Source organism: Bradyrhizobium sp. CSS354, from assembly GCF_029051725.1.
Classification (GTDB): Bacteria; Pseudomonadota; Alphaproteobacteria; order Rhizobiales; family Xanthobacteraceae; genus Bradyrhizobium.
Genome location: NZ_JAACFU010000006.1, coordinates 453,808 through 479,871, shown reverse-complemented (window position 1 = coordinate 479,871; position 26,064 = coordinate 453,808). Strand labels below are relative to the sequence as shown.

The 26,064-nt window shown below is 64.4% G+C and carries 21 protein-coding genes; 11 read left to right on the top strand and 10 right to left on the bottom strand.

Annotation, left to right across the window (positions count from 1 at the left end; translation table 11 throughout):
- The first annotated feature begins 45 nt into the window (after positions 1–45).
- The 3 genes from hpaD (at position 46) to GWG67_RS17880 (ending at position 3,724) form a co-directional block, all read left to right on the top strand.
- Positions 46–1,029, top strand: a complete 984-nt coding sequence (gene hpaD / locus GWG67_RS17890; protein WP_275170575.1) for a 3,4-dihydroxyphenylacetate 2,3-dioxygenase — start codon at positions 46–48, stop codon at positions 1,027–1,029.
- Positions 1,030–1,200: 171 nt separating this feature from the next.
- Positions 1,201–2,070: a fumarylacetoacetate hydrolase family protein gene (locus tag GWG67_RS17885; RefSeq protein WP_275170574.1), complete on the top strand. Its 870-nt coding sequence runs from the start codon at positions 1,201–1,203 to the stop codon at positions 2,068–2,070.
- Between the two features lie 25 nt (positions 2,071–2,095).
- Entirely contained in the window at positions 2,096–3,724 is a 1,629-nt protein-coding gene (locus tag GWG67_RS17880; RefSeq protein WP_275170573.1) for a thiamine pyrophosphate-dependent enzyme, read from the top strand.
- Here the strand turns inward: GWG67_RS17880 and GWG67_RS17875 are convergent.
- The 5 genes from GWG67_RS17875 to GWG67_RS17855 all read right to left on the bottom strand — a co-directional run bounded on the left by GWG67_RS17875 (position 3,702) and on the right by GWG67_RS17855 (position 8,594).
- Positions 3,702–4,943: an MFS transporter gene (locus tag GWG67_RS17875; protein ID WP_275170572.1), complete on the bottom strand. Its 1,242-nt coding sequence runs from the start codon at positions 4,941–4,943 to the stop codon at positions 3,702–3,704. The genes GWG67_RS17880 and GWG67_RS17875 overlap by 23 nt on opposite strands.
- Before the next feature lie 54 nt (positions 4,944–4,997).
- The gene (gene alkB, locus GWG67_RS17870; protein ID WP_275170571.1) at positions 4,998–5,651 is read right to left on the bottom strand and encodes a DNA oxidative demethylase AlkB; all 654 of its coding nucleotides are present in this window, start codon (positions 5,649–5,651) and stop codon (positions 4,998–5,000) included.
- Positions 5,652–5,660: 9 nt separating this feature from the next.
- Positions 5,661–6,407 (bottom strand): 2OG-Fe(II) oxygenase, encoded by a 747-nt coding sequence (locus GWG67_RS17865; protein WP_275170570.1) that lies wholly within the window; start codon positions 6,405–6,407, stop codon positions 5,661–5,663.
- A gap of 158 nt (positions 6,408–6,565) precedes the next feature.
- A complete protein-coding gene (locus tag GWG67_RS17860; protein WP_275170569.1) occupies positions 6,566–7,252 on the bottom strand; it encodes a DUF2848 domain-containing protein in 687 nt (228 codons plus the stop codon).
- Complete coding sequence (locus GWG67_RS17855) at positions 7,245–8,594, bottom strand: amidase (protein ID WP_275170568.1); 1,350 nt, start codon at positions 8,592–8,594, stop codon at positions 7,245–7,247. The genes GWG67_RS17860 and GWG67_RS17855 overlap by 8 nt, the downstream gene beginning before the upstream one ends.
- 172 nt (positions 8,595–8,766) lie before the next feature.
- Here GWG67_RS17855 and GWG67_RS17850 point away from each other — a divergent pair, with 172 nt between their 5' ends.
- The 4 genes from GWG67_RS17850 to GWG67_RS17835 all read left to right on the top strand — a co-directional run bounded on the left by GWG67_RS17850 (position 8,767) and on the right by GWG67_RS17835 (position 12,623).
- Positions 8,767–9,180, top strand: coding sequence for a Zn-ribbon domain-containing OB-fold protein (locus GWG67_RS17850; RefSeq protein WP_275170567.1), 414 nt, complete (start codon positions 8,767–8,769; stop codon positions 9,178–9,180).
- A 3-nt stretch (positions 9,181–9,183) separates the two neighbouring features.
- A complete protein-coding gene (locus GWG67_RS17845; protein ID WP_275170566.1) occupies positions 9,184–10,323 on the top strand; it encodes a thiolase in 1,140 nt (379 codons plus the stop codon).
- Between the two features lie 105 nt (positions 10,324–10,428).
- On the top strand, positions 10,429–11,343 hold the full coding sequence (locus GWG67_RS17840) for an SDR family oxidoreductase (protein WP_247288650.1): 915 nt from the start codon (positions 10,429–10,431) through the stop codon (positions 11,341–11,343).
- A gap of 113 nt (positions 11,344–11,456) precedes the next feature.
- Positions 11,457–12,623, top strand: a complete 1,167-nt coding sequence (locus GWG67_RS17835; protein WP_275170565.1) for an SMP-30/gluconolactonase/LRE family protein — start codon at positions 11,457–11,459, stop codon at positions 12,621–12,623.
- Between the two features lie 60 nt (positions 12,624–12,683).
- Here the strand turns inward: GWG67_RS17835 and ppc are convergent, their stop codons facing one another.
- Complete coding sequence (ppc, locus tag GWG67_RS17830) at positions 12,684–15,473, bottom strand: phosphoenolpyruvate carboxylase (protein WP_275170564.1); 2,790 nt, start codon at positions 15,471–15,473, stop codon at positions 12,684–12,686.
- 1,239 nt (positions 15,474–16,712) lie between these two features.
- Here ppc and GWG67_RS17825 point away from each other — a divergent pair.
- Complete coding sequence (locus tag GWG67_RS17825; protein ID WP_275170563.1) at positions 16,713–17,630, top strand: NADP-dependent oxidoreductase; 918 nt, start codon at positions 16,713–16,715, stop codon at positions 17,628–17,630.
- 778 nt (positions 17,631–18,408) lie between these two features.
- Here GWG67_RS17825 and GWG67_RS17820 read toward each other — a convergent pair.
- Positions 18,409–19,158 (bottom strand): chemotaxis protein CheB, encoded by a 750-nt coding sequence (locus GWG67_RS17820; RefSeq protein WP_275170562.1) that lies wholly within the window; start codon positions 19,156–19,158, stop codon positions 18,409–18,411.
- Between the two features lie 63 nt (positions 19,159–19,221).
- Positions 19,222–19,626, bottom strand: a complete 405-nt coding sequence (locus GWG67_RS17815; protein ID WP_275170561.1) for a YccF domain-containing protein — start codon at positions 19,624–19,626, stop codon at positions 19,222–19,224.
- A 386-nt stretch (positions 19,627–20,012) separates the two neighbouring features.
- Here GWG67_RS17815 and GWG67_RS17810 point away from each other — a divergent pair, with 386 nt between their 5' ends.
- A complete protein-coding gene (locus GWG67_RS17810; RefSeq protein WP_275170560.1) occupies positions 20,013–20,576 on the top strand; it encodes a MarR family transcriptional regulator in 564 nt (187 codons plus the stop codon).
- 45 nt (positions 20,577–20,621) lie between these two features.
- Here the strand turns inward: GWG67_RS17810 and GWG67_RS17805 are convergent, their stop codons facing one another.
- Both GWG67_RS17805 and GWG67_RS17800 read right to left on the bottom strand, forming a co-directional pair.
- On the bottom strand, positions 20,622–22,166 hold the full coding sequence (locus tag GWG67_RS17805) for an acyl-CoA synthetase (RefSeq protein WP_275170559.1): 1,545 nt from the start codon (positions 22,164–22,166) through the stop codon (positions 20,622–20,624).
- A gap of 141 nt (positions 22,167–22,307) precedes the next feature.
- Positions 22,308–23,117: a crotonase/enoyl-CoA hydratase family protein gene (locus tag GWG67_RS17800; protein WP_275170558.1), complete on the bottom strand. Its 810-nt coding sequence runs from the start codon at positions 23,115–23,117 to the stop codon at positions 22,308–22,310.
- A gap of 116 nt (positions 23,118–23,233) precedes the next feature.
- Between GWG67_RS17800 and GWG67_RS17795 the strand changes: the two genes are divergently transcribed.
- Positions 23,234–24,106, top strand: a complete 873-nt coding sequence (locus tag GWG67_RS17795) for an SDR family oxidoreductase (RefSeq protein WP_275170557.1) — start codon at positions 23,234–23,236, stop codon at positions 24,104–24,106.
- Positions 24,107–24,342: 236 nt separating this feature from the next.
- Positions 24,343–25,923, top strand: a complete 1,581-nt coding sequence (locus GWG67_RS17790; RefSeq protein WP_275170556.1) for a fatty acid--CoA ligase — start codon at positions 24,343–24,345, stop codon at positions 25,921–25,923.
- Positions 25,924–26,064 lie beyond the last annotated feature (141 nt).

The following is a 26,064-nucleotide window of genomic DNA, read 5'->3' as shown; positions in this document are numbered from 1 at the left end:
GACGGCCCGCCCCGGAATGACGGGTGTCTAGAGAGGGGAAACGCAATGCCCGTACCGCAACATATCTTCGAGCCGCCGTTCAACATCATCCGCTCCAGCCACGCCGTGCTGGACGTCACCGACCTGAAGCTCAGCCGCGAGTTCTATGAAAGTGTTGTCGGCCTGCATGTCGAGGACGCCGACGACAAGGTCGTCTACTTGCGCGCCGCCGAGGAGCATCAGCATCACTCGCTGGTGTTGCGCAAGGCGGCGGTGCCTGCCTGCAACCGGCTCGGTTTCAAGGTTGGCAGTGACGGGGATCTGGACAAGGCTGCAAAGTTCCTGTCCGAGAACGGCCTTGGCTACGCCTTCGCCGATCAGCCCTTCCAGGGCCGCACGCTGCAGTTCACCGACCCCTTCGGCTTCCAGATCGAGCTGTATGCGTCGATGGACCGGCGGCCGCATCTGCTGCGCCGCTACGATCTCTACAGGGGCTGCCATCCGCAGCGGCTCGACCATTTCAACGTGTTCGCCGCCGAGGTGCAGGACACCGTCGAATTCTATGCCCGGCTCGGCTTCCGCCTCACCGAATACGCCGAGGAGGACGGACCGAACGGACGCATCGCCGCGGCCTGGATGCATCGCAAGGGCAATGTCCACGATTTTGCCATCACCAACGGCAAGGGCCCGCGGCTGCACCATTTCGCCTACTGGACGCCGACGGCGATGAACATCATCCATCTCTGCGACGTCATGGCCTCGCAAGGGTTCGTGAAGAACATCGAGCGTGGTCCCGGCCGCCACGGCATCTCGAATGCGTTCTTCCTCTACGTCCGCGACCCCGATGGACACAGGCTCGAGCTCTATACCAGCGACTATTTCACCGGCGACCACGACCACGAGCCGCTGCGGTGGTCGCTGCGCGATCCCCGTCGCCAGACATTATGGGGCGCGCCCGCCCCGCGCTCCTGGTTCGAGCAGGGCTCGCCGTTCTCCGGGCAAGCCGTGCGAGAGCCGAAGTTCGTGGCCGACGTGCTGGTGGCGGATTGATGCCAGCGACCATCAAAAGTTCTCTTCCCGTCGTCCCGGCGAAGGCCGGGACCCATAGCCACAGGGAGACGTTTGGCGAAGGTTGGTCGTTCGGGATTGTCGTTGTGCGCACTCGATAGATCACGCGGTGTGGGTCCCGGCCTTCGCCGGGACGACAAGGAATAGTTACCAATGAATCTCCCTCGCCTCGCCACCTACTCCGTCAACGGCGCCATCTGCTACGGCGCCGTCGTCGACGGCGGCATTGTCGAGCTCTCCGCGCGCCACGCCAAAGACTATCCGACGCTGCGCGAGGTGATCGCGGCAGGAAAGCTCGCGAGTCTCGCCGAAGAAGCCGCCGGCCGCACGCCCGATCACGCGCTCGGCGATATCATCTGGCTGCCGCCGGTACCCGCGCCGGAAAAGATCATCTGCATCGGCGTCAACTACCCTGATCGTAACGCCGAGTACAAGGACGGCCAGGACGCACCGAAATATCCGAGCATGTTCATGCGCTCGCCGCGTTCCTTCGTCGGCCATGACACGCCGCTGGTGCGCCCGCGCGCATCCGCGCAGCTCGACTACGAGGGCGAGATCGTGCTGGTGATCGGCAAGCAAGGCCGGCACATCCTCGAAAGTTCTGCGCTCGACCACATCGCCGCGCTGACGCTCTGCAACGAAGGCTCGGTGCGAGATTGGCTGCGCCATGCCAAGTTCAACGTCACGCAGGGCAAGAACTTCGATTCCAGCGGCAGCCTCGGCCCGTGGCTGGTGCCCTACACGCAGGAATCGCAGATCGCCGACATCCGCCTCACCACGCATGTCAACGGCGAGCTTCGGCAGGACGACCGCACCAGCCGACTGATGTTTCCGTTCCGCTATCTCATCAGCTATATCTCGACTTTCGCGACGCTTGTCCCCGGCGATATCATCGTCACGGGCACGCCGACCGGCGCCGGAGCGCGGTTCGATCCGCCGCGTTATCTGAAGCCAGGCGATGTTATCGAAGTCACGGCCGAGGGCATCGGATCTTTACGCAACGGCGTCGTCGACGAAGCCTGAACACCGATTGAAATGGAATGATGCCATGACCACCCTCACCGGCGGCGAAGCGATCGTAAGCGGGCTTGTCGCCCACGGCGTCGACACCGTGTTCGGACTGCCAGGCGCGCAGGTCTACGGCCTGTTCGACGCCTTCCACCAGGCTCAGCTCAAGGTGATCGGCGCGCGGCACGAGCAGGCCTGCGGCTACATGGCGTTCGGCTATGCGCGCTCCAGCGGCAGGCCCGGCGTGTTCAGCGTGGTGCCGGGTCCCGGCGTGCTCAACGCCAGCGCGGCACTGCTCACCGCCTTCGGCTGCAACGAGCCGGTGCTGTGCGTCACCGGCCAGGTGCCGACGCAGTTTCTGGGCAAGGGCCGCGGCCACCTGCACGAGATGCCCGACCAGCTCGCGACCTTGCGCACCTATGTGAAATGGGCGGACCGCATCGAATATCCCGGCAACGCGCCGACCACCGTCGCGCGCGCCTTCCAGGAGATGACGTCCGGACGGCGCGGCCCCGCCTCGGTCGAGATGCCCTGGGACGTCTTCACCCAGCGCGCGGACACTGCCGCCGCAAAGGTGCTGGAGCCTTTGCCCGCGCCGCAGCCCGACCCTGATTTGATCAAGCAGGCGGCCGCGCTGATCAGGAACAGCAAGGCGCCGATGATCTTCGTCGGCAGCGGCGCGATCGAAGCGCGCGAGGAGATTCTCGAACTTGCCGAGATGATCGACGCGCCTGTCGTCGCCTTCCGCAGCGGCCGCGGCATCGTCTCCAATGCGCATGAGCTTGGACTGACGATGGCGGCGGCCTACAAGCTGTGGCCGACAACCGATTTGATGATCGCAATCGGCACGCGCGCCGAACTGCCGGCATCGGGCTTCCGCTGGCCATATCAGCCGAAAGGGCTGAAATCCATTCGTGTCGATATCGATCCCGCCGAGATGCGGCGGCTCGCCTCCGATGTCGCTATCGTCGCCGACGCCAAGTCCGGCGCAGCCGATCTGGTCACTGCCGTGAAGAAGGCCGGCTTTGCCAGGACCAGCGGCCGGCGTGGTGACATTCGAGAGGCCACTTCGACCGCGCAAGCCGAGATCCAGCGCATCCAGCCGCAGATGGCGTATCTCAACATCCTGCGCGAGGTGCTGCCGGCGAACGCGATCGTGACAGATGAATTGTCGCAGTTCGGTTTCGCCTCCTGGTACGGTTTTCCGATCTACGAGCCGCGCACCTTCATCACATCAGGCTATCAGGGCACGCTCGGCTCAGGCTTCCCGACCGCGCTCGGCGCCAAGGTCGCCAATCCCGACAAGCCGGTGGTGGCGATCACCGGTGACGGCGGCTTCATGTTCGGCGTGCAAGAGCTCGCCACCGCCGTGCAGTTCAACATCGGCGTGGTGACGCTGGTGTTCAACAACAACGCCTATGGCAATGTCCGCCGCGACCAGCGCGAGCGTTTTGACGGCCGCGTCGTGGCGTCGGATCTGGTCAACCCGGATTTCGTCAAGCTCGCGGAGTCCTTTGGCGTCGCCGCTACGCGCGTCACCGCGCCGGACCAATTCAAGGCGGCGCTGGAGAAGGCGCTCGCTCATGGCGGGCCGTATCTGATCTCGGTGGAAGTGACGCGGGATTCGGAAGTCAGCCCCTGGGCGTTCATCCACCCGCCGAAGCCTTGAGGTGAACGCCGCCCTGTAGCCGCGCCGCCGCGATCACCAGCAGGCCCGCGCCTGCGGCCGCCCAGCAAGCGACCGGGGCCCAGTGCAGCAGCGGCGCGTAGTCAGGCATTTTCTGCAAGCCGCCGGCGACCGCCGCCATCCGCGCGAAGGTCCCGAGTGCCAGCGCCGAGAAGACGAGGCCGGTCACCTTTCCCTCCGCGCCGGTCGAGCCGATCGCCAACGCGGCCGAGATCGCGCTCATCAGCATGCAGCCCCACGCCGCTCCGGCGAGAAACTGCGCGACGATCAGCGTGTTGAGGCTGCCGGCGAATTCGGCCGCAGCAATCGCGACCGCTCCAAGCAGTCCGGCCGCGCCCATCACGATCACGCCGCCACGGTGCTTGACGACCAGGCTTGCCGGAAACATCGCAATGTTGAAACCGATCCAGAACACCGGCATCAGCCATTGCAGCTCATCCGGCTTGGCAAAGCGCAGGTAGAACGGCGCGCTGTTCAGAGCGAAGTGCAACTGATAGCCGAGCGCGAGCGCCACCATCGCGACGATGAAGGCGATCGGCACGAGGCCAAGCGGCTTTGCTGCCTCGGCCGGTGTCGGCGGCGCGGTGTCGCGGGCCACGTCGTGCTCGATCCGTGACAGCCCGAGCGCGGTCAACAGCAGCACTGCGCTCGATATCACGAAGGGCAACCGCGCATCGTGCTCGCGCAGCACCACGCCGAGATAGGGCGAGACCGCGCCGGCGACGCCATAGCCGAGCATCGCGAGCGCGGCGAGGAACGGCACCTGCGGCCGGGCGCGGTATCTGCCGAGCAGGGTCAGCGGTGGCGCGCGCAACGCGGACGAGGTGATCGACCAGACCACGATCAGGGCAATGAACCACCCCTGCGCGACCACGCCGCGCCCTGCGACGAAAGGCAGCGCGATGAACGCGCCGCAGGAGATCGCGGCCAGGAGCCCGACGAACAGGCCAAGCCTGCCGAGATGGGGAGCGATCTTGTCGGCGGCGATCCCCATCACGGTATCGGCGATGGTGAAGATCGCCTGGTCCAGCATCAGGATGAAGATGACGGCCGATGGCGCGATGCCGACCTCAGCCGCGAGCTTTGGCAAATGGACGACGTAGGTGGTCCAGCCAAGCGTGAACGCCAGTTGCAGCACGGCCAGATACAGGCCGGTGCGGTTGGCCGCGCCAGTGCCGGCCGAGAGCTGTGTGGTCGCCATATCGCCGTCTCCCCCGCCGGAAGCTTAGACGAGCGGGGGCTGCGAGGAAACGCGTCAGCGGACCTTTCGGAACGTCAAATTGATCCGCTTCCGCCCCAGCAGCGCGTGCTCGCCCTCGGCGAGCGGCGCGACGCCGTGATAGGCGAGCCTGCTGGGCCCGCCCCAGACCACGACATCGCCATGGACGAGCCGGAAGCGCCGCGGCTTGTCGCTACGCGCCATGCCGCCGAACAGGAAAGTCGCAGGCAGGCCGAGCGAGACTGAGACGATCGGCGCGGAATAATCCAGCTCGTCCTTGTCCTGATGCAGTGACAGTCGCGTGCCGGGCTCGTAGCGGTTGACGAGGCATGCGTCGGGCGCAAAGCCCTCAAAGCCGCCCTGCTCCGCCGCACGGCGGGCGAGATCGCGGAGTACGGGCGGCATCGCCGGCCATGGCGCGCCGGTTCGCGGGTCGATGGGATCATAGCGATAGCCGGTATGATCGGTAATCCAGCCGCGCTCGCCGCAATTGGTCATCGCCACCGACATCAGATGCCCGCCGGGCGTGGTCATGCGACGGAACGGCGACTGCGCCACGATGGCGCGCACCGCTTCGATCAACTCGCTCTCGATCGGCTTGACGAAGCCGCGCAACAGCACAGCGCCGTCGGCGATCTCCTCGCGCGACGGCTGGGCTTCGGCAACATTGTCGAACAGATCAGCCGTCAATCGCAGCGCTCATTTGGCATCGTGAAAGATCACACCCAGCGTGTGGCGCTGGCCAGAGCGAATCCGGCTGACGCCATGGCGGAGATTAACGCGGTAGGTGCCGCGTGTCCCCTGCACCGGACGGTGATGCACAGCGAAGGCGACCGCGTCGCCCTGCGCGAGCGGAACCACCTCGGCGCGGGACTGCATGCGCGGGCGCTGCTCGGTCAGTACGAACTCGCCGCCGGTGAAATCGCGGCCGGGCTCGGACAAGAGGATTGCGACCTGGAGCGGGAACACGTGCTCGCCATAGAGATCCTGGTGCAGGCAGTTGAAATCGCCTGCCTCGTATTGCAGCAGCAGCGGCGTCGGTCGCGCCTGCCCGGCCTCGTGGCAGCGCTTCAAGAACGCCGCGTGAGCGGCGGGATAGCGGATATCGATCCCCATCGCCTCGTTCCAGCGATTGGCGACGCCCTGGAGATGCGCGTAGAGCGCCGGGCGCAATTGCGCGATCAGGTCCGGCAGCGGATAGGAGAAATATTTGTACTCGCCGCGGCCAAAGCCATGGCGGCCCATGACGATGCGGCTGCGGAAATTGGCGTCGTCGGGATAGAGCGCGGCGACGGCGCGGCATTGATCCGGCGTGAGCAGGCCCTTCAGGACGGCGCTGCCCTGGGTGTCGAGTTCGCCGGTGATCTGGGGCCAGCCGAGGGCATCGACGTGGGCAGCAGCATCCGCTGACGGGGATTGAGGCGATTTGCGTGCTGTTGCTGTCATGGCACTGATTTTCGCAGGACCGCCCCGTCCTCTACCACCCGATTTCCGTCTCTCTCCCCGTCATTGCGAGGAGCTCTTGCGACGAAGCAATCCAGACTGCCACCGCGGAACCAATCTGGATTGCTTCGCTTCGCTCGCAATGACGGTGCGGAGGCATATCAGCCTCGCACCGGCAGCGTCACCACGTCATAGCCGTGCTTGATCGTGCGCTTCAGAACGGGGTCTTCCAGCTCGAAATCGAAACGGTCGGCGGGGCGGATACCCCCCTTCGCCGCGAACGTACCGCCGAACATGGCGCAGCCGTCGGGGAATTTTCCACGCTCGAAGCCACGCGCGATCAAGTCAGGGACCGGAAGCATCGCGTCGAGCGTGCCCTCCTGGTAGAGCACACGCTCGCTCTTGATGGTGGCCCAGGAGCGCAGGATCATCCTGTCCCAATGGCCGATGACGTCCTCGAGCTCCCACAGCGTGGATGCGATCGGCTTGTCGCACATCTGCTTGGACACCGTGACGTTGTAGGCCTCGACCTTGCGGTCGGTGTGGTCGGATCCGCAGCCGACGAAAATGCGGCCCTGCCAGCCGATCAGCACGAACTCGACTTCGCCGGAGGAATCGCCGCCGGTGCACTCGATGCTATCTTCTATGGTCAAGCGCCGCGCCGAGGCGCGATAGTAGATCGGCGTCGAGGCCGGCGGGGCGATACCCATCTCCTGCAGCTCGGCAATGTGCTTGTCGCGCGCGACCGGATCGCGGCCGGTCCAGCCGGCGATGACCATCTGGTCGATCGCCAGCGTCAGCGGCGTGGTGGTGTCCTGGGCGTCAACGGTGAAAGTCAGGTCAAACACGAATTACGGCCTCCATGCCGGCAGCAAGCTCGAAGATACGGCGGTCCGATCCGCCCGCGCCCGCCAGCATCAGACCGACGGGAATCTCACCCTCGCGATGCGCAGGCAGCGAGATGGCGCAGCCGTCGATCATGTTGATCAGGGTGCAGTTCCGGAGCGCCCGCAGGTTTTCCCTGGTGAACGCCTTGTCGTCGGCAAGATCCGATATTTTCGGCGGCGTGTTGGCGGTGGTCGGCAGCACCAGCGCGTCATAAGGCGCGATGCGCGCATTGACGCGGGCGATCAGCGAGCGGCGCTCGTTGAGAAGATCGATGTAGTCCGCCGCGCTCTGCGCTTCGCCGCGCATGATACGCACGGAGACTCTGGGATCGTAGACGTCGCCCTTGGATGTGAGCAGGTAGCGATGCCAGGCGTAGCTTTCGGAAGCCGCAAAGCCACCCTTGGCGTTCATCGGTCCGATGTCGTGGAATTCGGCCATCTCGATGCGCTCCATGATCGCACCGTGATCGGCGAGACTCTTGAGCGCCCGCTCGAACGTCCCGGCCACAGCCGCGTCGAGGTCGTCGAGCGCGATCGTGGTCGGCACCGCAAGCCGCATGCCCTTGACAGGGCGCGGCTTCAGCGGGGCGATGGGCTCGTTGGCGAGCACGGCATCGAGAATGGCACAGCAACTGACCGATCGTGCCAGCGGCCCGATGCTGTCGAGCGAGAACGACAGCGGCACAGCCCCGTCGAGCGGTACGCGCCGCTGCGTCGGCTTGTAGCCGACGATGCCGTTATAGGCCGCCGGAATCCGGCAGGAGCCGCCGGTGTCGGTGCCGAGTGCGCCATGCGCCATGCCGTCGAGCACGGAGACTGCGGCGCCCGAGGACGAACCGCCGGGCACGTGGCCCTCGGCCCGGTTCCAGACGCCTTTTGGCGTACCGTAATGCGGATTGATGCCGATGCCGGAATAGGCGAACTCGGTCATGTTGGTGCGCCCGATCACGACGAAGCCGGCCTTGCGCAGCCGCGCCACCGTGGGGGCATCCTGTTCGGCCGGCGAGGAATCGTCGAGCGCGCGGGAGCCGGCGCGCGTCACCTGGCCCTTGATGTCGAAGAGATCCTTGATCGAGACCGGGATACCGGCATAGCGCGACGGCGCTGCCTTCACCTTGCGCAAACCATCCATCGCATCCGCCGCCACAAGCGCGGCGTCCTTGTCGACGTGGATGAAGGCACGCTGCCCCTCGCCAGCCGGATCGGCGATTTTGGCGATGCAAGCCTCGACCAGCTTGCGGGAGGTGGTACGGCCGCTTTCGAGGTCTTCGGCGAGCTTCGTCAGTGTCGGAAAATCGGGCATGTCTGTCTCACGGAATATTTGCGCGCAATGTATAGCGCTGCCTCACTTCGACACAAGCATTGTGCGCATGATGGCATGCATGCGCATTGCTGGACCGTTGACGCGCCATGGTCGATTGTCGCATCAAGATCGCAACAGCCGGGCTTCGCTTGGCCTTGGGAGGACCTGCCGAATGGCCGAACCGCAGCGCGCGCGACCGAAACCGACGCCCGAGACCCAGCATTTCTGGGACGGCACCAAGGCGGGCGAGTTGCGCCTGCAGCGCTGCGACGCCTGCGCACATGTCTATTTCCCGCCACGCCCGTTCTGCCCGTCCTGCGCCTCGCGCAAGGTCAGCATCTTCAAGGCGAGCGGCAAGGGCTTCCTCTACAGCTACGTGATCAACCACCGTCCCGCCGCGCCCGGCTTCACGCCGCCTTACGCGATCGCAGTGGTCGAGCTCGAGGAGGGGCCGCGGATGATGAGCAACATCATCGACTGCCCGCAGACGCCGGAGGCGCTCGAGCTCGATATGAAGCTCGAGGTTGCCTTCGAGGCGCTCGACGACAAGGTCACCCTCCCCGTATTCCGTCCGGCGAAGGGATAGACCATGCGCAGCAACCAGGTTGCCGTCGTCGGCGCGGCCGAGACCACCGAACTCGGTGTCATCCCCAACGCCTCGCAGCTCCAGCTTCACGCGGACGCGGCGCTCAATGCCATCGCCGATGCCGGACTGAAGCTGTCGGACATCGACGGTTTCGCCACGGCGGTCGAAACGCCGCAGCAAGTCTGCCACTATCTCGGCATCAAGCCGACCTGGGTGGACGGCACCTCGGTCGGCGGCTGCTCCTTCATGCTGCACGTCCGCCATGCCGCCGCGGCGATCGAGGCTGGCCTCTGCAAGACCGTGCTGATCACCCATGCCGAGAGCGGCAAGTCGATGATCGGCAAGGCACCGCGCTCGATTCCCGCCGACAGCCTGCAAGGCCAGTTCGAGGCGCCGTTCGGCGTCTACGGCCCGCCCAGCATGTTCCCGATCCCCGTGCTGCGCTTCATGAAGACCTACGGCATCACACACGAGCAGCTCGCCTCGGTGGCAGTGGTGCAGCGGGAATGGGCGGCGAAGAATCCGCGCGCGATGATGAAGGATCCGATCACGGTCGCAGACGTCCTCAACTCGCGCATGATCGCCTATCCGTTCCGTCTGCTGCAATGCTGCCTCGTCACCGACGGCGGCGGCGCGCTGATCCTGACCTCCGCCGACCGCGCCAAGGATTTTCCGCGCAGGCCGGTCTACATCATGGGGACCGGCGAGAGCGTGGAGACGCCGATGGTCAGCCAGATGGAGACTTTCAACTCCTCGCGCGCGTTCAAGACCGCCGGGCCCCTCGCCTTCAAGGAAGCCGGCATCGCACACAAGGACGTCGATCATCTCATGATCTACGACGCGTTTGCGCATTTGCCGCTGTTCGGCCTCGGCGACCTCGGCTTCATGCCGCACGAGGAGACCGGCAAGTTCATCGCCGACGGCAACACGCGCCCGGGCGGCAAGCTGCCGCTCAACACCAATGGCGGCGGCTTGAGCTACATGCATTCCGGCATGTACGGCATGTACGCGCTCCAGGAGAGCGTCCGCCAGATGCGCGGCATTGCGCCGGCGCAGGTCGCCAACGCGAAGATCTCGGTGTGCCACGGCGTCGGCGGCATGTTCGCCGCGTCGGGCACGATCGTGTTTACGAACGAGAGGTAACGCACCGTCATTCCGGGCGCGCGCAGCGCGCATCCGGAATCTCGAGATTCCGGGTCTGGTGCTTCGCACCATCCCGGAATGACGGGCAAAACAGGAGACATCCACATGAGCAAATCACTGCAAGACAAGGTCATCATCGTCACCGGCGCAGGCCGCGGCATCGGGCGGGAGATCGCGCTGCTCTGCGCTGGCGAGGGCGCCAAGGTCGTCGTCAACGATCCCGGCGTCGCCGCTGACGGCGCCGGCACGAGCGCCGCGCCCGCCGAGGAGGTGGTCGAGGAGATCAAGAAGCGCGGCGGCACCGCGGTTGCCAATTTCGAGTCGGTGGCCGAAGCCATCCCTGCCAGCAAGATCGTGAAGACCGCGACCGATCATTTCGGCCGGCTCGACGGCGTGGTCAACAATGCCGGCATCCTGCGCGACATGATCTTCCACAAGATGAGCGTGGAAGCGTTCGAGGCCGTCATCAAGGTGCATTTGATGGGCTCGTTCTACGTCAGCCACGCCGCGGCGCGGATCTTTCGCGAGCAGGAGAGCGGCTCGTTCGTGCACTTCACCTCGACCTCCGGCCTGATCGGCAACTTCGGACAAGCCAATTACGCCGCCGCCAAGCTCGGCATCGTCGGCCTGTCGAAGTCGATTGCGCTCGACATGGGCCGCTTCAACGTCCGTTCCAACTGCGTCTCGCCGTTCGCCTGGACCCGGATGATCGGCACCATCCCGACCGAGACCGAAGCCGAGAAGGCGCGCGTCGAGAAGATCAAGCAGATGGGACCGGAGAAGATCGCGCCGGTCTGCGCCTATCTGCTCTCCGATGCCGCCAAGGACGTCTCCGGGCAGATCTTCGGCGCACGCATGAATGAGCTGTTCCTGTTCAGCCAGAACCGCCCGCTGCGCTCGGTGCATCGGAGCGAAGGCTGGACGCCGCAATCGATCGCGGAACACGGCATGCCGGCGCTGAAGGGTTCGTTCTACAAGCTCGACCGCTCCGCCGACATCTTCCCCTGGGATCCCGTGTAAGCGAATTCCACTTTTGCTGCATTGCGATCTCCGGTTGTCCAGCCGGGGATCGCCCGCTTTACGCCCGATTGCAGGCGGACAGTTTTCTCCCAAACAAAAAATGGGAGGCGACTATGACAAACCCACTGACCATCTCCACCGACGTCAATGAGCCTGTTCTCGCGCGCCGCACCCTGCTGAAGGGCGCGGCAGCGGCAGTTGCGGCGACGGGCGTCACCATGACCGCAGCGCTGGGGGCGTCCGTGACGCCCTTGGGCCAGACGGGTGCACCGACAAGATCGACCGCGCCACTACCGTTGGGACCCCTGCCGGGCAGCCGTTATCCGGACGCCCATTTGGAATCCGCCAAGAAGGGGCCGCCATCGTTTGGGCCCCCCGGCTTTCCCGCCTTTGCCGGCACCATGGCGGTCGAGCGCGTCGCAACGGGCTTCCGCTGGGCCGAGGGGCCCGTATATTTCGCGGCCGGGCGATACCTGCTGTTCAGCGACATTCCGAACAATCGCATCATGCGCTTCTCGGAGGACGACGGTCACGTCAGCGTCTATCGCCAGCCCTCGATGAACTCGAACGGCAACACGATCGATCGCGAAGGACGCCTGATCACGTGCGAGCACAGCGGTCGGCGCGTGACGCGAACTGAACTCGACGGCTCGATCACCATCATTGCCGACAAATTCAACGGCAAGCGACTGAACTCGCCCAACGATGCGGTCGTGACGGCCGATGGCGCGATCTGGTTCACTGACCCGGCCTACGGCATCGGCGGCTTCTACGAGGGGATCAAAGCGGAGCCCGAGCAGGAGAAGAAGAACGTCTACCGGGTCGATCCCAAGTCCGGTGACGTCAAGGTCGTCGTCGACGACTTTGTCGAGCCGAACGGACTCGCTATTTCGCCGGACGAGAAGAAGCTCTACATCTGCGACACCGGTTTCACCGACGGACCGGACAATCCATCCCATATCCGCGTGTTCGATCTCGACGTCGCCGGGGCAAAGGTGTCGAACAGCAAGGTGTTCGCTGAGATGCCGAAACCGAGCATCACCGATGGCGTCCGCTGCGACACCGAAGGACGCGTCTGGTGCTCGGTGGGCTGGGGGGACGCAAACGAAGACGGCGTACGCTGCTATACGCCCTCGGGCGACTTGCTGGGCAAGATTCATATTCCGGAAACGGTCGCTAATTTGTGCTTCGGAGGTCAGCAGCGAAACCGGCTCTATATTTGCGGCTCGACGTCGCTCTACGCCGTCTACACGAGCGTACAGGGCGCAATGAAGCCGTAGAGAATAATAGAGTGGCGAGTAGCGAATAATTTGGACGCGCGCCGGTTCGCTACTCGCTTCTCAACCCGTATTCCTCAAGCCCGCCGATATGCCGTTGATCGTCAGCTGAATCCCGCGCAGCACCTGCTCGTCCGGGTTCTGCGCGCGATGCTCCTTCAAGAGTTCGACCTGCACGTGGTTGAGCGGGTCGAGATAGGGGAAGCGGTGACGCACCGAGCGCTCCAGCAGCGGGTTGCCCTGCAGCAGACGGTCCTGGCCCATGATGTCCAGCAGCGTCTCGATGCAGGAATGCCATTCGCGGCGGATACGGCCGAAGATTTTTTCGCGGAGCGCCTCATCCGGCACGAGCTCGGCATAGCGCGAGGCGATCGCGATCGAGCTCTTGGCCAGCACCATGTCCATGTTCGACAACAGCATGCGGAAGAACGGCCATTCCTTGTAGAGCTCTTTGAGGAACGGCATGCCCTTGTCGGGATGCTCCGCGATCCACTGCTCGACCGCGCTGCCGAATCCGTACCAGCCGGGCAGCATCAGGCGGCATTGTGCCCAGGAGAACACCCAGGGAATGGCGCGAAGGTCCTCGATCGCCCGCGTCTTCTTGCGCGAGGCCGGGCGGCTGCCGATGTTGAGTGTCGCGATCTCGTTGATCACGGTAGACGCCCAGAAATAATCGACGAAGCCGTCGGTCTCGTAGACGAGGCCGCGATAGGCCTTGAAGGCGAGGTTTGAAAGCTCGTCCATCGCGGTCAGATATTCGCGGCGCGGCGCGCTCTGGCGCGGATGCAGCAGGCTCGCCTCCAGCGTCGCGGCTGCCAGGATCTCCAGATTGTTGCGGCCGACTTCGGCGTTGGAATATTTCGACGAGATGATCTCGCCCTGCTCGGTGATGCGAATCTGGCCGTTCACCGCGCCGCCGGGCTGCGCGATGATGGCGTCATAGCTCGGGCCGCCGCCGCGGCCGACCGAGCCACCGCGGCCATGGAACAGGCGCAGGCGCACGCCATGGCGCTCGAACACGTCGACGAGCCCGATCTCGGCCTTGTAGAGCTCCCAGCCCGAGGTGACGAAGCCGCCATCCTTGTTCGAGTCGGAATACCCCAGCATGACCTCCTGCACGCTGCCGCGGCTGTCGACCAGGCGGCGGTAATCGTGCAGCGAGAGCATGCGGTCCATGATGGTGGAGGACGCCTGCAGATCCTCGATGGTCTCGAACAGCGGCACGATGTTGATGGCGCTGCGCCCGGAGGGATGGACGAGGCCGACCTCCTTCAAGAGCACCGCGACCTCGAGCATGTCAGACATGCCCTTGCACATCGAGATGATGCATTGGGGGATGGCGTCCGAGCCGAACTTCGCATGCGCTTCTGCTGCGGCATGGAAGACGTTGAGCTCGCCCATCGTCTCGTCGCTGTATTTGACGAACGGCGACACCAGCGAGCGCGTCGAGCGCAGCTCGTTGGTGAGCAGCGAGATGCGCGCGTCCTCGCCGAGCGCGAGATAGGACATGCCGGGGTTGGCGGCGTCCATCAGCTCGGCGATGGTGCGCTCGTGCACGGCCGAGTTCTGGCGGATGTCGAGCCGGGCCAGATGGAATCCAAAGCAGTCCACCGCACGCCGCAGCAGCCGCAGCCGGCCGCGGGCGATGACGCCGGCGTTGTTGGAGATCAGCGAGCGGTGCAGCACGTCGAGATCGGCCTTGAGCTCCCCGACGCTGTCATAGGGAGCGCCCTTGCCGACGGGCCGGCGCGTGATCTCGACCTGAAGCATTTCGGCCGTGGCGGTGAGGCGCGCATAGATGCCGGAGACCGCGAGGCGATAGGGCTCGCCGCTCCGATGCGGCGAGGTATCGGGCGAGCGCTCCGCGAGCGTGCGCAGCTCCTCGGAGACGTCGGCGAGATGCGCCGCGATCGACAGCTCGGAGCCGAGCACATGCAGCTCATTGAGATAGAACTGCATCACCCGGCTCGACTGCAGCCGCAGCGTGCCGCGCATGACGTCGGCGGTGACGAAGGGATTGCCGTCGCGGTCGCCGCCGATCCAGCTTCCCATGCGCAGGAACGAGGCGAGCTCGCCCGCGGCCTGCTGGCCGCCCTCCTCCAGCCGGTCCTCCAGCCCGTTGACCAGCCGCGGCACCTCGCGGAGAAACGTGTAATCGTAGAACGATAGGCCGTTAGCGACCTCGTCGAGCACGGTGAGCTTGGTCCGGCGCAGCAGATTGGTCTGCCACAGCGTCAGCACCTCGCGGCGGAGCTGCTCGTCGCTGGCGGCCGCCTCGTCCGCCGTCAGCGCGACGCGCTCGCGACGATCGAGCAGGCCAGCGACCTCCATCTCGCGGTCCATGGTGCTCTTGCGGCGGACCTCGGTCGGATGCGCGGTCAGCACCGGGCTGACCAGCGCGCTCTTGAAGAAGTTGCGCAGGGCATCGGCACCGATGCCCGCCGCCCTCGCATGGGCGAGCGTCTCGGCCAGCACGCCGGAGCCGCCGCCCTTGTTGGCGCGCATCTGGCGGATGTTGTTCTGGTCTTCGGCGATGTTGGCGAGATGGGAGAAATAGCTGAAGGCGCGGACGATCCGCACCGTTTCCGAGGTCGACATGCTGTCGAGGATCTGCTCGAGCTCGCGGCGGGCGAGCCGGTCCTCGTCGCGGTGGAATCGGATCGAGGTCTGCCGGATGCGCTCGACCAGGTCGAACAATTCGGCGCCCTCCTGGTCGCGCACGGTGTCGCCGAGGATGCGCCCGAGCAGGCGGATGTCGTCGCGCATCCGCGCATCCGCCTCCAGCGCCTGGACATCCTCGGGGCGGTTGGGGCGTTGGTCGGCGGTGTCGGATGGTAATGTCTGGAGGGACATGGCTCGCTCCCCTGGTTCGAGCTCGCTTGACTGCCCGGCTCAGCCGAGTGTGCGATATTTTTCTACCGCAGTGCAAGGTGAACTTGGTGGCGGCGCACACCGCCGGGGGCGGTCGTGTCCCGGACGCGCTGCAGCGCCCTTAAGCGTTGCTGCGCAGAGCCGGGGCACGAGAGATTTGCCTGTAACGCATCACTGCACACGTCCGCGGTCTCGCGGCGCGAGCGCCCGAGTTTTGCTGTCCGTTTCGCCCTCGTCGAGAAGAAAGGGCGCAGGGAAGGCCGGGCGCCGGCTGGCACCCAGGGTCCGCACGCGAAAAACGCACGCGGGGGTGACCACAGGTGATGCCGGAACATCCGGCCTTCCCTGCGCAATGGTTTTACGGCTTATGGCGCGCTCTCCCCGGGGAGCGATGCACTATTGCCCCCGTCGCCTCGCGGATGATCGATGCGCGCACCCGGTCGGGCCGCACATCACCGCAAGCCTTGACGCAGAGACCCCGGGCGTCAGGACCACACGCTTTTGCCGTCCGCGGACGTCCCTCCCCGAACATCCGGAAGCTTGCGCGTGCTCGCTCCCGAAGCCGAAAAGAAGCGCTGTGACAGCTCCGGGTCGTTCGCGCAGATCGCGATGGCTCACAGGCGTAGCCCGCCCTCCCACCTCGTCACGCGCCGGCGCTGCCGCGTCCATCGCATCCCGGCTCACGTATCGTGACGATCGCGAAACGCCCTTTTTAGCGGGCCAGGATGCCTGCGGTTTACCCGAAGAGGTGAATTCGGTCAATCAGAATATCTGCGGGACGTGTGCTTGACCTGTATGTGGCGTGTTTTGCCTGTCAGGCAACGCGAGGGATTGGGGGCGCAGCACTGACTGTGCGGGCTCGCATCGCAGTGCAGAGCGCGTAGGATTGCGAAAGCGTTCATATGTTCGTCATCGGCGGACGGATCGATGGGTGCCGCTCACGCTCTCTCCCATCCTACGAGCTCAATCTGAGCGCCGCCTGATGCGCTGGTACAGCCAAAATTTGCAATCTTGGTACTGGTTTCGTGACCAGGCACGACGCATCTAGCCGCTAGTACCGCGACCGAAGCGAACCCGATCGGCAGTCTCAGTACAAGCCGGTCAATGCAGACAGCGCAGATCGCGGACACTTCCACACTGCCCGGCAGTTTGTGGATAGCCGTTGTGCTTAAGCTGCCCGCAACAGTTGCATCAAGAGACAATGACCGAGGAGATAATCCCATGAAGGCGATCGTTGTAACGGAACGGGCCGCGGGAACGGCCGGGATGAAGCTGGTGGACCGGCCCGAGCCGCAGGCATCGATAAACGACGTCGTTGTTCGGGTTCATGCGTCGGGATTTGTTCCGACCGAGCTGACGTGGCCCTCGACCTGGACCGATCGCCTCGAGCGTGACCGAACGCCGTCGATCCCTGGGCATGAGTTGGCTGGAGTGGTCACCGCTCTCGGATATGGCACTACGGGGTTGTCGGTAGGACAGCGGGTGTTTGGCCTCGCGGACTGGTATCGCGACGGCACGCTCGCCGAGTATGTGGCGATCGAGGCGCGCAATCTCGCGCCGCTCCCGGGCGACGTCGACTTCACGGTGGGCGCAAGCCTGCCGGTCTCGGGCCTAACCGCGTGGCAAGGGCTGTTCCAGCATGGTCGTCTCCAGGCGGGGCAGAGCGTCCTCGCACACGGCGCGGCCGGCGCAGTCGGGTCGATGGTGACGCAACTCGCACGAGAGGCCGGCGCCTACGTCATCGGCTCTGGACGCGCCGCCGACCGTCAGACAGCGCTCGACTTCGGCGCGAAGGAGTTCGTCGACCTCGACAACGATGCCCTGGAAGACATCGGCAAAGTCGACTTGGTGTTCGATGTCATCGGCGGTGACATCCAGAAGCGGTCCGCAGGATTGATTCGAGTCGGAGGAACACTGGTCACCATCGTCGGGCCCGCAGAGGCGCGACCCTCCGACGGCCTGGCGGTCGACTTTGTCGTCGAGGCCGATCGTGCCCAACTGAGTGAGATCGTCCAGCGGGTGCGGGACGGACGATTGCGGACAAACATCGGCAACATCTCGATCTTCGACGATGCGGTCACCGCCTTAAACCCGACCAGGCGACGCAAGGGGAATACGATCATTCGTGTTCGTCCCTGAGGGAGCATGCCCATCGATGCACGCAGCGTGCAGGATGGGCTGAGCCCTTGCGAAACCCATCATATTTCGTCATCGGCGGACGGTTTGATGGGTTTCGCTCACGCTCTACCCCATCCTACGAGCTTAGGTCCTCAAGCTCCCGGATGTGCTTCGCGGTCCGCATCAACGTCGGTCACCAACTGCGATTTCGGGACAATCGTGACGCTTACCAGCGGTTATGGTGCCGCCAGCCATAGTGATGGCCTCGGCCTCTGCCCCAACCGTAATGATGACCACGGCCGCCGCGATGACCCCAGCCGTGGCCACCGCCATGTCCATGGCCGCCCTTGACCTCGATGGGGTCAGTCTGAGACCCGCCCAGTGCGTCCGGCTTGGCAACGGGCATCGCCGAAGCTGAAGGTGAGGGTATTAAAGCAACGGTCCCCGCCACAAAGCCGACCAAGCAAAGCCACTTCATGCAATCGCCTCCCAATAAGAATGAAACCAAGGGCCAGCCGGCCGCGGCACATTGCGGCCGCGTTCGCTCCCGCTCGTCAACAATGAAGCCGGGAAAAAGTTGCAATGAAATCTGACGCATTGCGGAGGCGTAGGATACCTATGCCCGGTTGAAAGCAGTCGTGGTCCACTTCGAATCAGAAGCTGCCTTCACGCACTCCCGCTCCGTTAGGTCGGCAACGGGCGCAGCACACCTCGGATGGGTTGGGCCCTTGGGAACCATCATGCTTCGTCATCGCGGACGGTTTGATGGGTTGCTCGCGCTCTACCCGTCTTACGAGTTCTAGGCTGCCTTGACGGCCCTGATCGCGATCCGGCGGACGATTTCCGCAGCGATGTCGCTGATCGAGCCGATGAAGTCGACAGGCCCATCATATTCCGTCGCATTCAAAGGCATACCGCGCGTTGCGGCGCCGTGCGTCCCCAGCACCATCGTGACGCCGCCGGCGAAATGTATCGCCTCCAAGCCACGCGATCCGTCGTTTAGCTCACCGCGCAATACAACTCCGATCGCGCGCCTTCTGGCGTGAGCTGCGACAGACGTGAACAACAGGTCAACCGTCCGATTGCGATACTGGTCTTGCGGGCCCTCAATCAGGTGGACGCGGCTTCGCGCCGCCAGAGAAAGGTGCGCTGCAGGTTCGCCGACGTAGCAGACGCCAACCTCGAACTCCTCGTCCTCGTCCGGTATCATCACGGGCAGCATCGACCGGCGCGCCAGCACCTCACGCAGATAACTGATGCGGTCGCTGGGGCGATGCAGGACCACAAGCACGACGGCGGCCAGATTGGCAGGAAGCGCTCCGAGTAAGTCCCCCAAATCGCGCAAGCCCTCAGCACCGGAAGCGCCGATTGCGACAAAACAAGGCCCGAACTCATCCGCTCGATTTGGCTGCATGTCGCCAAAATGGCAGGCTGCACTGCGACAGGATTGATCTGCCTCAAGTTTGGTCCGAATGAGCTTGGATCGGGCTAGTCTCGCGACTTCACTAGAGAGCGCGTAGCATGGGTTGAGCACAGCGAAACCCATCATGCGCCCTCATCGGCGGACGGATGATGGGTTTCGCTGGCCCTCTACCCATCCCACGAGTTTGCTTCAAGCCGGCACGATCACCTTGCCGATCGGCCAGAGCGCGATGCCCGCGAGCTTGAGGTGGGCCCAGGCGAAGGGAATGCCGATGATGGTGATCGCGAGGGCCAGGGCGGTGAGGAGATGGCCGAGCGCCAGCCACCAGCCGGCCAGCACGAACCAGATGATGTTGCCGATCACCCCGAGCGGGCCGGTGCCGATATCCTCGACACCGGTGACCTCATAGCGGTTGACGGCCCGCGAGCCGAACGGCATCAGCGTGTAGACCGCGATGTTGAAAGCCGCCCGCGCCCAGGGCAGGCCGATGATCGTGATCGCCATGATGACCGCGGCGACCAGCCAGCCGAGCGCCATCCAGGCGCCGCCGATGAGAATCCAGAGCAGGTTCAGCAGGATGGAAACGGGAGCCATGGGATGATCCGAAGGTCGATGATCCCGTTCATATAACATGATCGCCGAGATCATGGTTCACGACCGCAAGTTGGCGCACGATTGCTATCGATGTCGTCGTCGCTTTGCGCGAGGTCGAGCGCAGCGGGCATCGCCGACCCTCCCTCGAAAGTGATCGTTACCGGGTAACTACGGTGTTCCCTTGCAGGAACGGACGCGCTATCGGAAATCGGCAATCGGGAAAACTTGGCATAGAGCGCAGCTGCGGAAGCGGCCGCTTCAGAACGCCTGTCGGTATTTTTATACCGGAAACAAGCAGTCCCCCGTGTGTTGGAATTGAGTTTCGCAAAAACGAGGAGGCTGAGTCTGCGGGGGGTGTCCTGCGCGCGGTCGACGATGGGGCTTTCATGAAAGTGGCAAACGAGGTCATCGAGCTGTTGGTGCAGTCTGCGGGCACATGGCTTTTTGAGGGCCACCGCTCCGGCTTGACCGACCGCGAATGGATGGCACTTCGCTTCCTGGCGCGCGCAAACAGATTCTCGAAAACTCCGAGCGCCCTGGCAACCTATCTAGGCACGACTCGGACGAGCGCATCCCAAATCGCCGCCGTACTTGCAGAAAAAGGACTGCTGACCCGCAAGGCGTCGACGGAAGACAAGCGCTCGATCGCGCTGTCCGTGACGCCACAGGGCACGAAGTTTCTCGATCGCGATCCGATCAGTGCCCTTCGGGATCAGGTTGTGATACTCGAGCTTGCCGACAGAACGCGACTACGCGATGCACTCCGGCAGGCCCTTCTCCGTCTCGATACTGCGCTAAGGCGGCATCATACAGACGTTTGCAGCGAGTGCATGTTCTTGGCAGAAAGAAGCAAGCAGAAGGGCAGTCACTTCGAATGCCGTTTGTTTCGAAAAGAACTGGCCCTCAAAGAAACAGAATTGCTCTGCACCCATTTCGAGAGGCGCACCTGAGCGTTTGGCAGCCTTTCCTGGCGGAGGCTTTTCGTCTGTCTTCGGTCAGATCTTCCGCCCCGCCTGCTCCCAATAGGGATCGCGCAGGCGGCGCTTGAAGATCTTGCCGGAATCTTCGCGCGGCAGCCCGGTGCGGATCTCGATGTGCTTTGGCACCTTGTAGTCGGCGAGTGAGGCCTTCAACCGCGCGCGGATATCGCCGGCGTCGAGCGCGATGCCCGGCTGCGGCTCGACAACGGCCATCAGCGCTTCGCCGAACTCGGCATCGGGGATGCCGAACACCGCGCAATCATGCACGCCGGGCACGGCGTGCAGCACGGACTCGATCTCGGCCGGGTAGATGTTGACGCCGCCCGAGATCACCATGTCGCGCTTGCGGTCGCAGATGAAGACGTAGCCCTCTTCGTCGATGTAGCCGACGTCGCCGGAGGTGATGAAGCCGTCGCGATCGATCTCGGCGCGCTTCTCCGGCTTGTTGTGATAGGTGAAATCGGCCATCCCGGCCATGCGCGAATAGATCTCGCCGATCTCGCCCACGCCCAGCACGCGTCCGTCATCGCCGATGAAGCGTAGCTCGGCGCCCGGCGATATTTTGCCGACGGTGCCGGGCTTCCTCAGTGCGTCCTCGGAGGTCGCGAAGGTGACGGCGCTGGATTCGGTCGAGCCGTAGAATTCATAGATCACCGGCCCCCACCACTCGATCATCGCGCGCTTGACGTCCGCCGGACAGGGGGCTGCGGCGTGAATGATGTGGCGCAGCGAGGAGACGTCGTATTTCTTGCGCACCTCCTCCGGCAGCTTCATCAGGCGGATGAACATGGTCGGCACCATGAAGATGGTGTCGATTTTGTAGCGTTCGATCAGCTCGAGAAATTCCTCGGGCTCGAACCGCGGCATCAGCACCAGTGCGCCGCCAAGCTTGCCGGCGCGGATGCCGAACGAGTTCGGCGCGGAGTGATAGAGCGGACCCGGCAGGATCGTGCGGGCGCCGGGCTTCAATCCGTAGATCATCGCGCGCATGCGCTCGCCGGCGGCTGCCTGTTCCGGCGTCGGCGCATTGCGCCGTACGCCCTTGGGATGGCCTGTCGTGCCCGAGGTGTAGATCATGTTCATGGGCTGCGGCACGATCGGGCCGTCATAGGGCTGATGCTGCGCGAGCCAGGATTCGAAATCGATCGCGAAGTCCGGCGTCTTCAGATGATCGGGATCGATCTTATAGCTGGACAGGATCTCCGGCGGCGTCGGCACGCTGAGCACGGTGACGCCTTTCGGGATCGCATCGCGCAAGGCATGTAGCATGTCGGCATGGCCGATCAGCACGGACGTGCCGGTGTCGTTCAGGATGTAGTTGATCTCTTCCGGCTTGAAGTGCCAGTTGATCGGCACGCCATAGGCGCCCAGCCGCATCGCTGCATAAGCGGCCTCGATGAAGGCGATGTCGTTGCGCATCAGCATGCAGACGCAATCGCCCTGCCTGACGCCGATCTGGCTGAGGCCGGCGGCGATGCGGTCGGAACGATCAGCGACCTCGGCATGGGTACGGCGGCGGTCGCCGGAGACGATGCCGAGGAATTGGGACGTTTCGCTCATTGTTGTTTTTCTTTGTTCTTTAGCGGCGCTGCCGTTTCGTCGTCATCACCGGGCTTGTCCCGGTGATCCACGTTCTTGCTTCGTCGCTTCTGCCAAGAACGTGGATGGCCGGGACAAGCCCGGCCATGACGGAGACAAGAGTCAATCCGCAAAATTTGGCGCGCGCTTCTCCAGGTTGGCACGCACCGCCTCGGTCTGATTGGCGCTGCCGATGAGCTTCTGCTGCTCGACGGACTCGGCGAGCAGCGCGGGGCCCGGATCGACCGAGAGATTGTTGAGCAGGCGTTTGGCGGCGCGGATCGCATCGGGGCTCTTGCCGGCGATCTCGCGCGCGACGTCGAACGCGGCAGCGCGCGGATCGTCGCAGATGCGCGTGGCGAGACCGTAAGCCATCGCCTCCTGCGCGGAGAAGATGCGGCCGGTGTAGGTGAGATCGCGCAAGATGTCATCGCGCACCAGTGAAGCCAGGATCGGCGTGCCGGCCATGTCGGGCACCAGACCCCATTTGATTTCCATCACCGACATCCGCGCATCGGGGGTGAGGAAGCGCATGTCGGCGCCGAGCGCGAGCTGGAAGCCGCCGCCGAAGGCGACGCCCTGGATCGCCGCGATCACCGGCACCGGAAGTTGGCGCCAGCCCCACACGGCTTGTTGCGCAAAGTTCGCCTGACCGTGCGTGCGCGCGGTGAGGTCGCGATTTTCGCCACCCGGAATTCCGTTGCCGCCCTTTTCCTTCATGGCGGCAAAACGCCCCATGTCGAGACCGGCGCAGAAGGCGCGGCCCTCGCCGGACAGCACGACGACGCGCACGCTCTTGTCCTTTGAAAGCCGGTCGGTTGCGGCCACAAGGGCCTCGAACATGGCCTGATCCAGCGCATTCATCTTGTCCGCGCGCACCAGGCGCACGTCGGCGACGCCTTCCGAAATCGAGATCGAGACGCGCTCTTCCATGGATGAATTCTCCCCTGGTTCCCTGCTGTTCTTGTTCGGTGCCGCTTTACAGGAAGCCGGCGGCCGGATTTAGTCAATTGATCAATTAACCGACAATCGCGACAGGGGAAACAGCCATGTTCAAGGAAAATCTTCTGGCGGGACGACGCATCCTCGTGACCGGCGGCGGCACCGGGCTTGGCAAGTCGATGGCGGCGCGATTCCTCCAGCTCGGAGCGGAGGTGCACATCTGCGGCCGGCGCAAGATCGTTTGCGACGAGACCGCGACCGAGCTGATGGCCGAGTATGGCGGCCGCGTGAGCAGCCACGGCGTCGACATCCGCAACGCGCTCGCGGTCGAGGAGATGATTGAGACCATCTTTCGCGACGGCCCCCTCACCGATCTCATCAACAACGCCGCCGGCAATTTCATCTCGCGCAGCGAAGAACTGTCGCCGCGCGGCTTCGACGCCGTCGCCAACATCGTCATGCACGGCACATTCTACGTGACGCAGGCGGTCGGCAAGCGCTGGATCGCCTTGAAGCAGCCCGGGAACGTCGTTTCGATCACCACGACCTGGGTGCGCAACGGCTCGCCTTACGTGGTGCCGTCGGCGATGAGCAAGTCGGCGATCCATGCCATGACGATGTCGCTCGCGGCCGAATGGGGCCGCTATGGCATCCGGCTGAACACGATCGCGCCGGGCGAGATCCCGACCGAGGGCATGAGCAAGCGCATCAAGCCCGGCGACGAAGCCGGCGCGCGCACCAAAGCGATGAACCCGATGGGCCGCGTCGGCACCATGGAGGAATTGCAGAACGTCGCCGTGTTCCTGATCTCCGGCGGTTGCGACTGGATCAGCGGCGAGACCATCGCCATGGACGGCGCGCAGGCGCTCGCGATGGGCGGCAATTTCTACCAGCTCCGCGACTGGAGCGACGACGATTGGAAAACCGCGCGCGAGAGCATCATGGCGCAGAACGAGAAGGACCGGGCGAAGCGGGGGTAGTTCGCTCTCTCGTGCCCCGGACGCAGCGCAGCGCGCCGCCTTCGGCGTGGTGCGCTGCTGAGCCGGGGCCCACGTTTCTTGCACGTCGATAGAATGGGTCCCGGCTCTGCGCAGCAGCGCGAGAGCGCTGCAGCGCGTCCGGGACACGAAACCGCCATTGAACTTCTCCCATCTTGTCATCGCCCGCGGATGACGCCACACTCCCCACCATAAAAACAAGACGTCACGGGAGAGACATGTCCACCACACAGCCATTGGCTGACCTCGCCGACATGGTGCGCGAGCGCGCCAAGAGCCGCGGCAACGCCATCGCCTTCGAGTTCGAAGGCCACGTCACCAGTTTCGCCGAGTTCGACATCAAGACCAATCGCGTCGCCAATGCGCTGATCGCGATGGGCGTGAAACGCGGCGAGCGCATCGCCTATCTCGGCAAGAACAGCGACATCTATTTCGAGCTACTGATGGGCGCCATGAAGGCCGGCGTGGTGATGGCGCCGGTGAACTGGCGGCTCGCAGGCCCCGAGGTCGCCTTCATCGTGAGCGACTGCAAAGCGCCGGTGCTGTTCGTGGGACCTGAGTTCATCACCCAGGTCCGCCAGATCAAGGAGCAATTGCCGGGCGTGCGCAGCGTCATCACCACCGAAGGCGGCGCACCGGAGTGGCAGGATTTTACAGCCTGGCGCGATGCACAGAGTGGCGACGATCCCAAGGTGCCGATCGACACCCGGGACATCGCGATCCAGCTCTATACGTCAGGTACGACAGGCAAGCCGAAGGGCGCGATGCTGTCGCATGCGAACTTCCTCAACCTCGTGCAGACCGGAAATGCCGAGGACAAGCCCGAGTGGAACCGGTGGTCGACCGACGACGTGTCGCTGGTCGCGATGCCGATCTTCCACATCGGCGGCTCCGGCTGGGGCGTGATGGGCCTCTACCACGGCGCCCGCGGCGTGATCGCGCGCGAGTTCGATCCGACCAAGGTGCTGGATTTCTTCGAGCAGTCCGGCATCACAAAGCTGTTCATGGTGCCCGCGGCGATGCAGTTCGTGGTTCGGCAGCCGCGCGCCAGGACGGTCGATTTCTCGCGGCTGAAATACATGCTGTACGGCGCCTCGCCGATCCCAGCGGCGCTGCTGAAGGAATGCATCGAGATCTTCAAATGCGGCTTCGTGCAGATGTACGGCATGACCGAGACCACCGGCACCATCGTCGCGCTGCCGCCGGAGGATCATATCGAGGGGCTGGAGCGGATGCGCTCGGCGGGCAAGGCGCTGCCGGGCGTCGAGATCGCGATCCTTGATGTCGACGGCAAGCCGCTGCCGCCGCGCGAGGTCGGCGAGATCGCGACGCGCTCGGGCTCCAACATGGCAGGCTACTGGAATTTGCCGGAAGCGACCGCCGCGACGCTGCGCGGCGACGGCTGGCTGCGCACCGGTGACGCCGGTTACATGGACGAGGACGGCTACCTCTACATCCACGACCGCATCAAGGACATGATCATCTCCGGCGGCGAGAACATCTACCCGGCCGAGGTCGAGAGCGCGCTGTGCGATCATCCTGACGTCGCCGAGGCTGCCGTGATCGGCATCCCCGACGACAAATGGGGCGAGGCAGTGAAGGCCGTCGTGGTGATGAAGCCGGGCAAGCAGGCCAGCGCCACCGACATCATCAACTTCACCCGCGAGCGTATCGCCGGGTTCAAGACGCCGAAGAGCGTGGAGTTTTTGCCGGCGCTGCCGAGGAATCCAAGCGGCAAGATTTTGCGGCGGCAGCTGAGGGAGCCGTATTGGGCGGGGAAGGACAGAAGGGTGAATTAGGCTCGCTTTGAGAAGCGATCGTGCAATCGGGAGCTCCGTTCATGGCGACATCTCTGGATTGCTTCGCTTCGCTCGCAATGACGGTGTGGAGGCAGATGCGCGCCTCTCTCCGCCGTCATTGCGAGGAGCCCTTGCGACGAA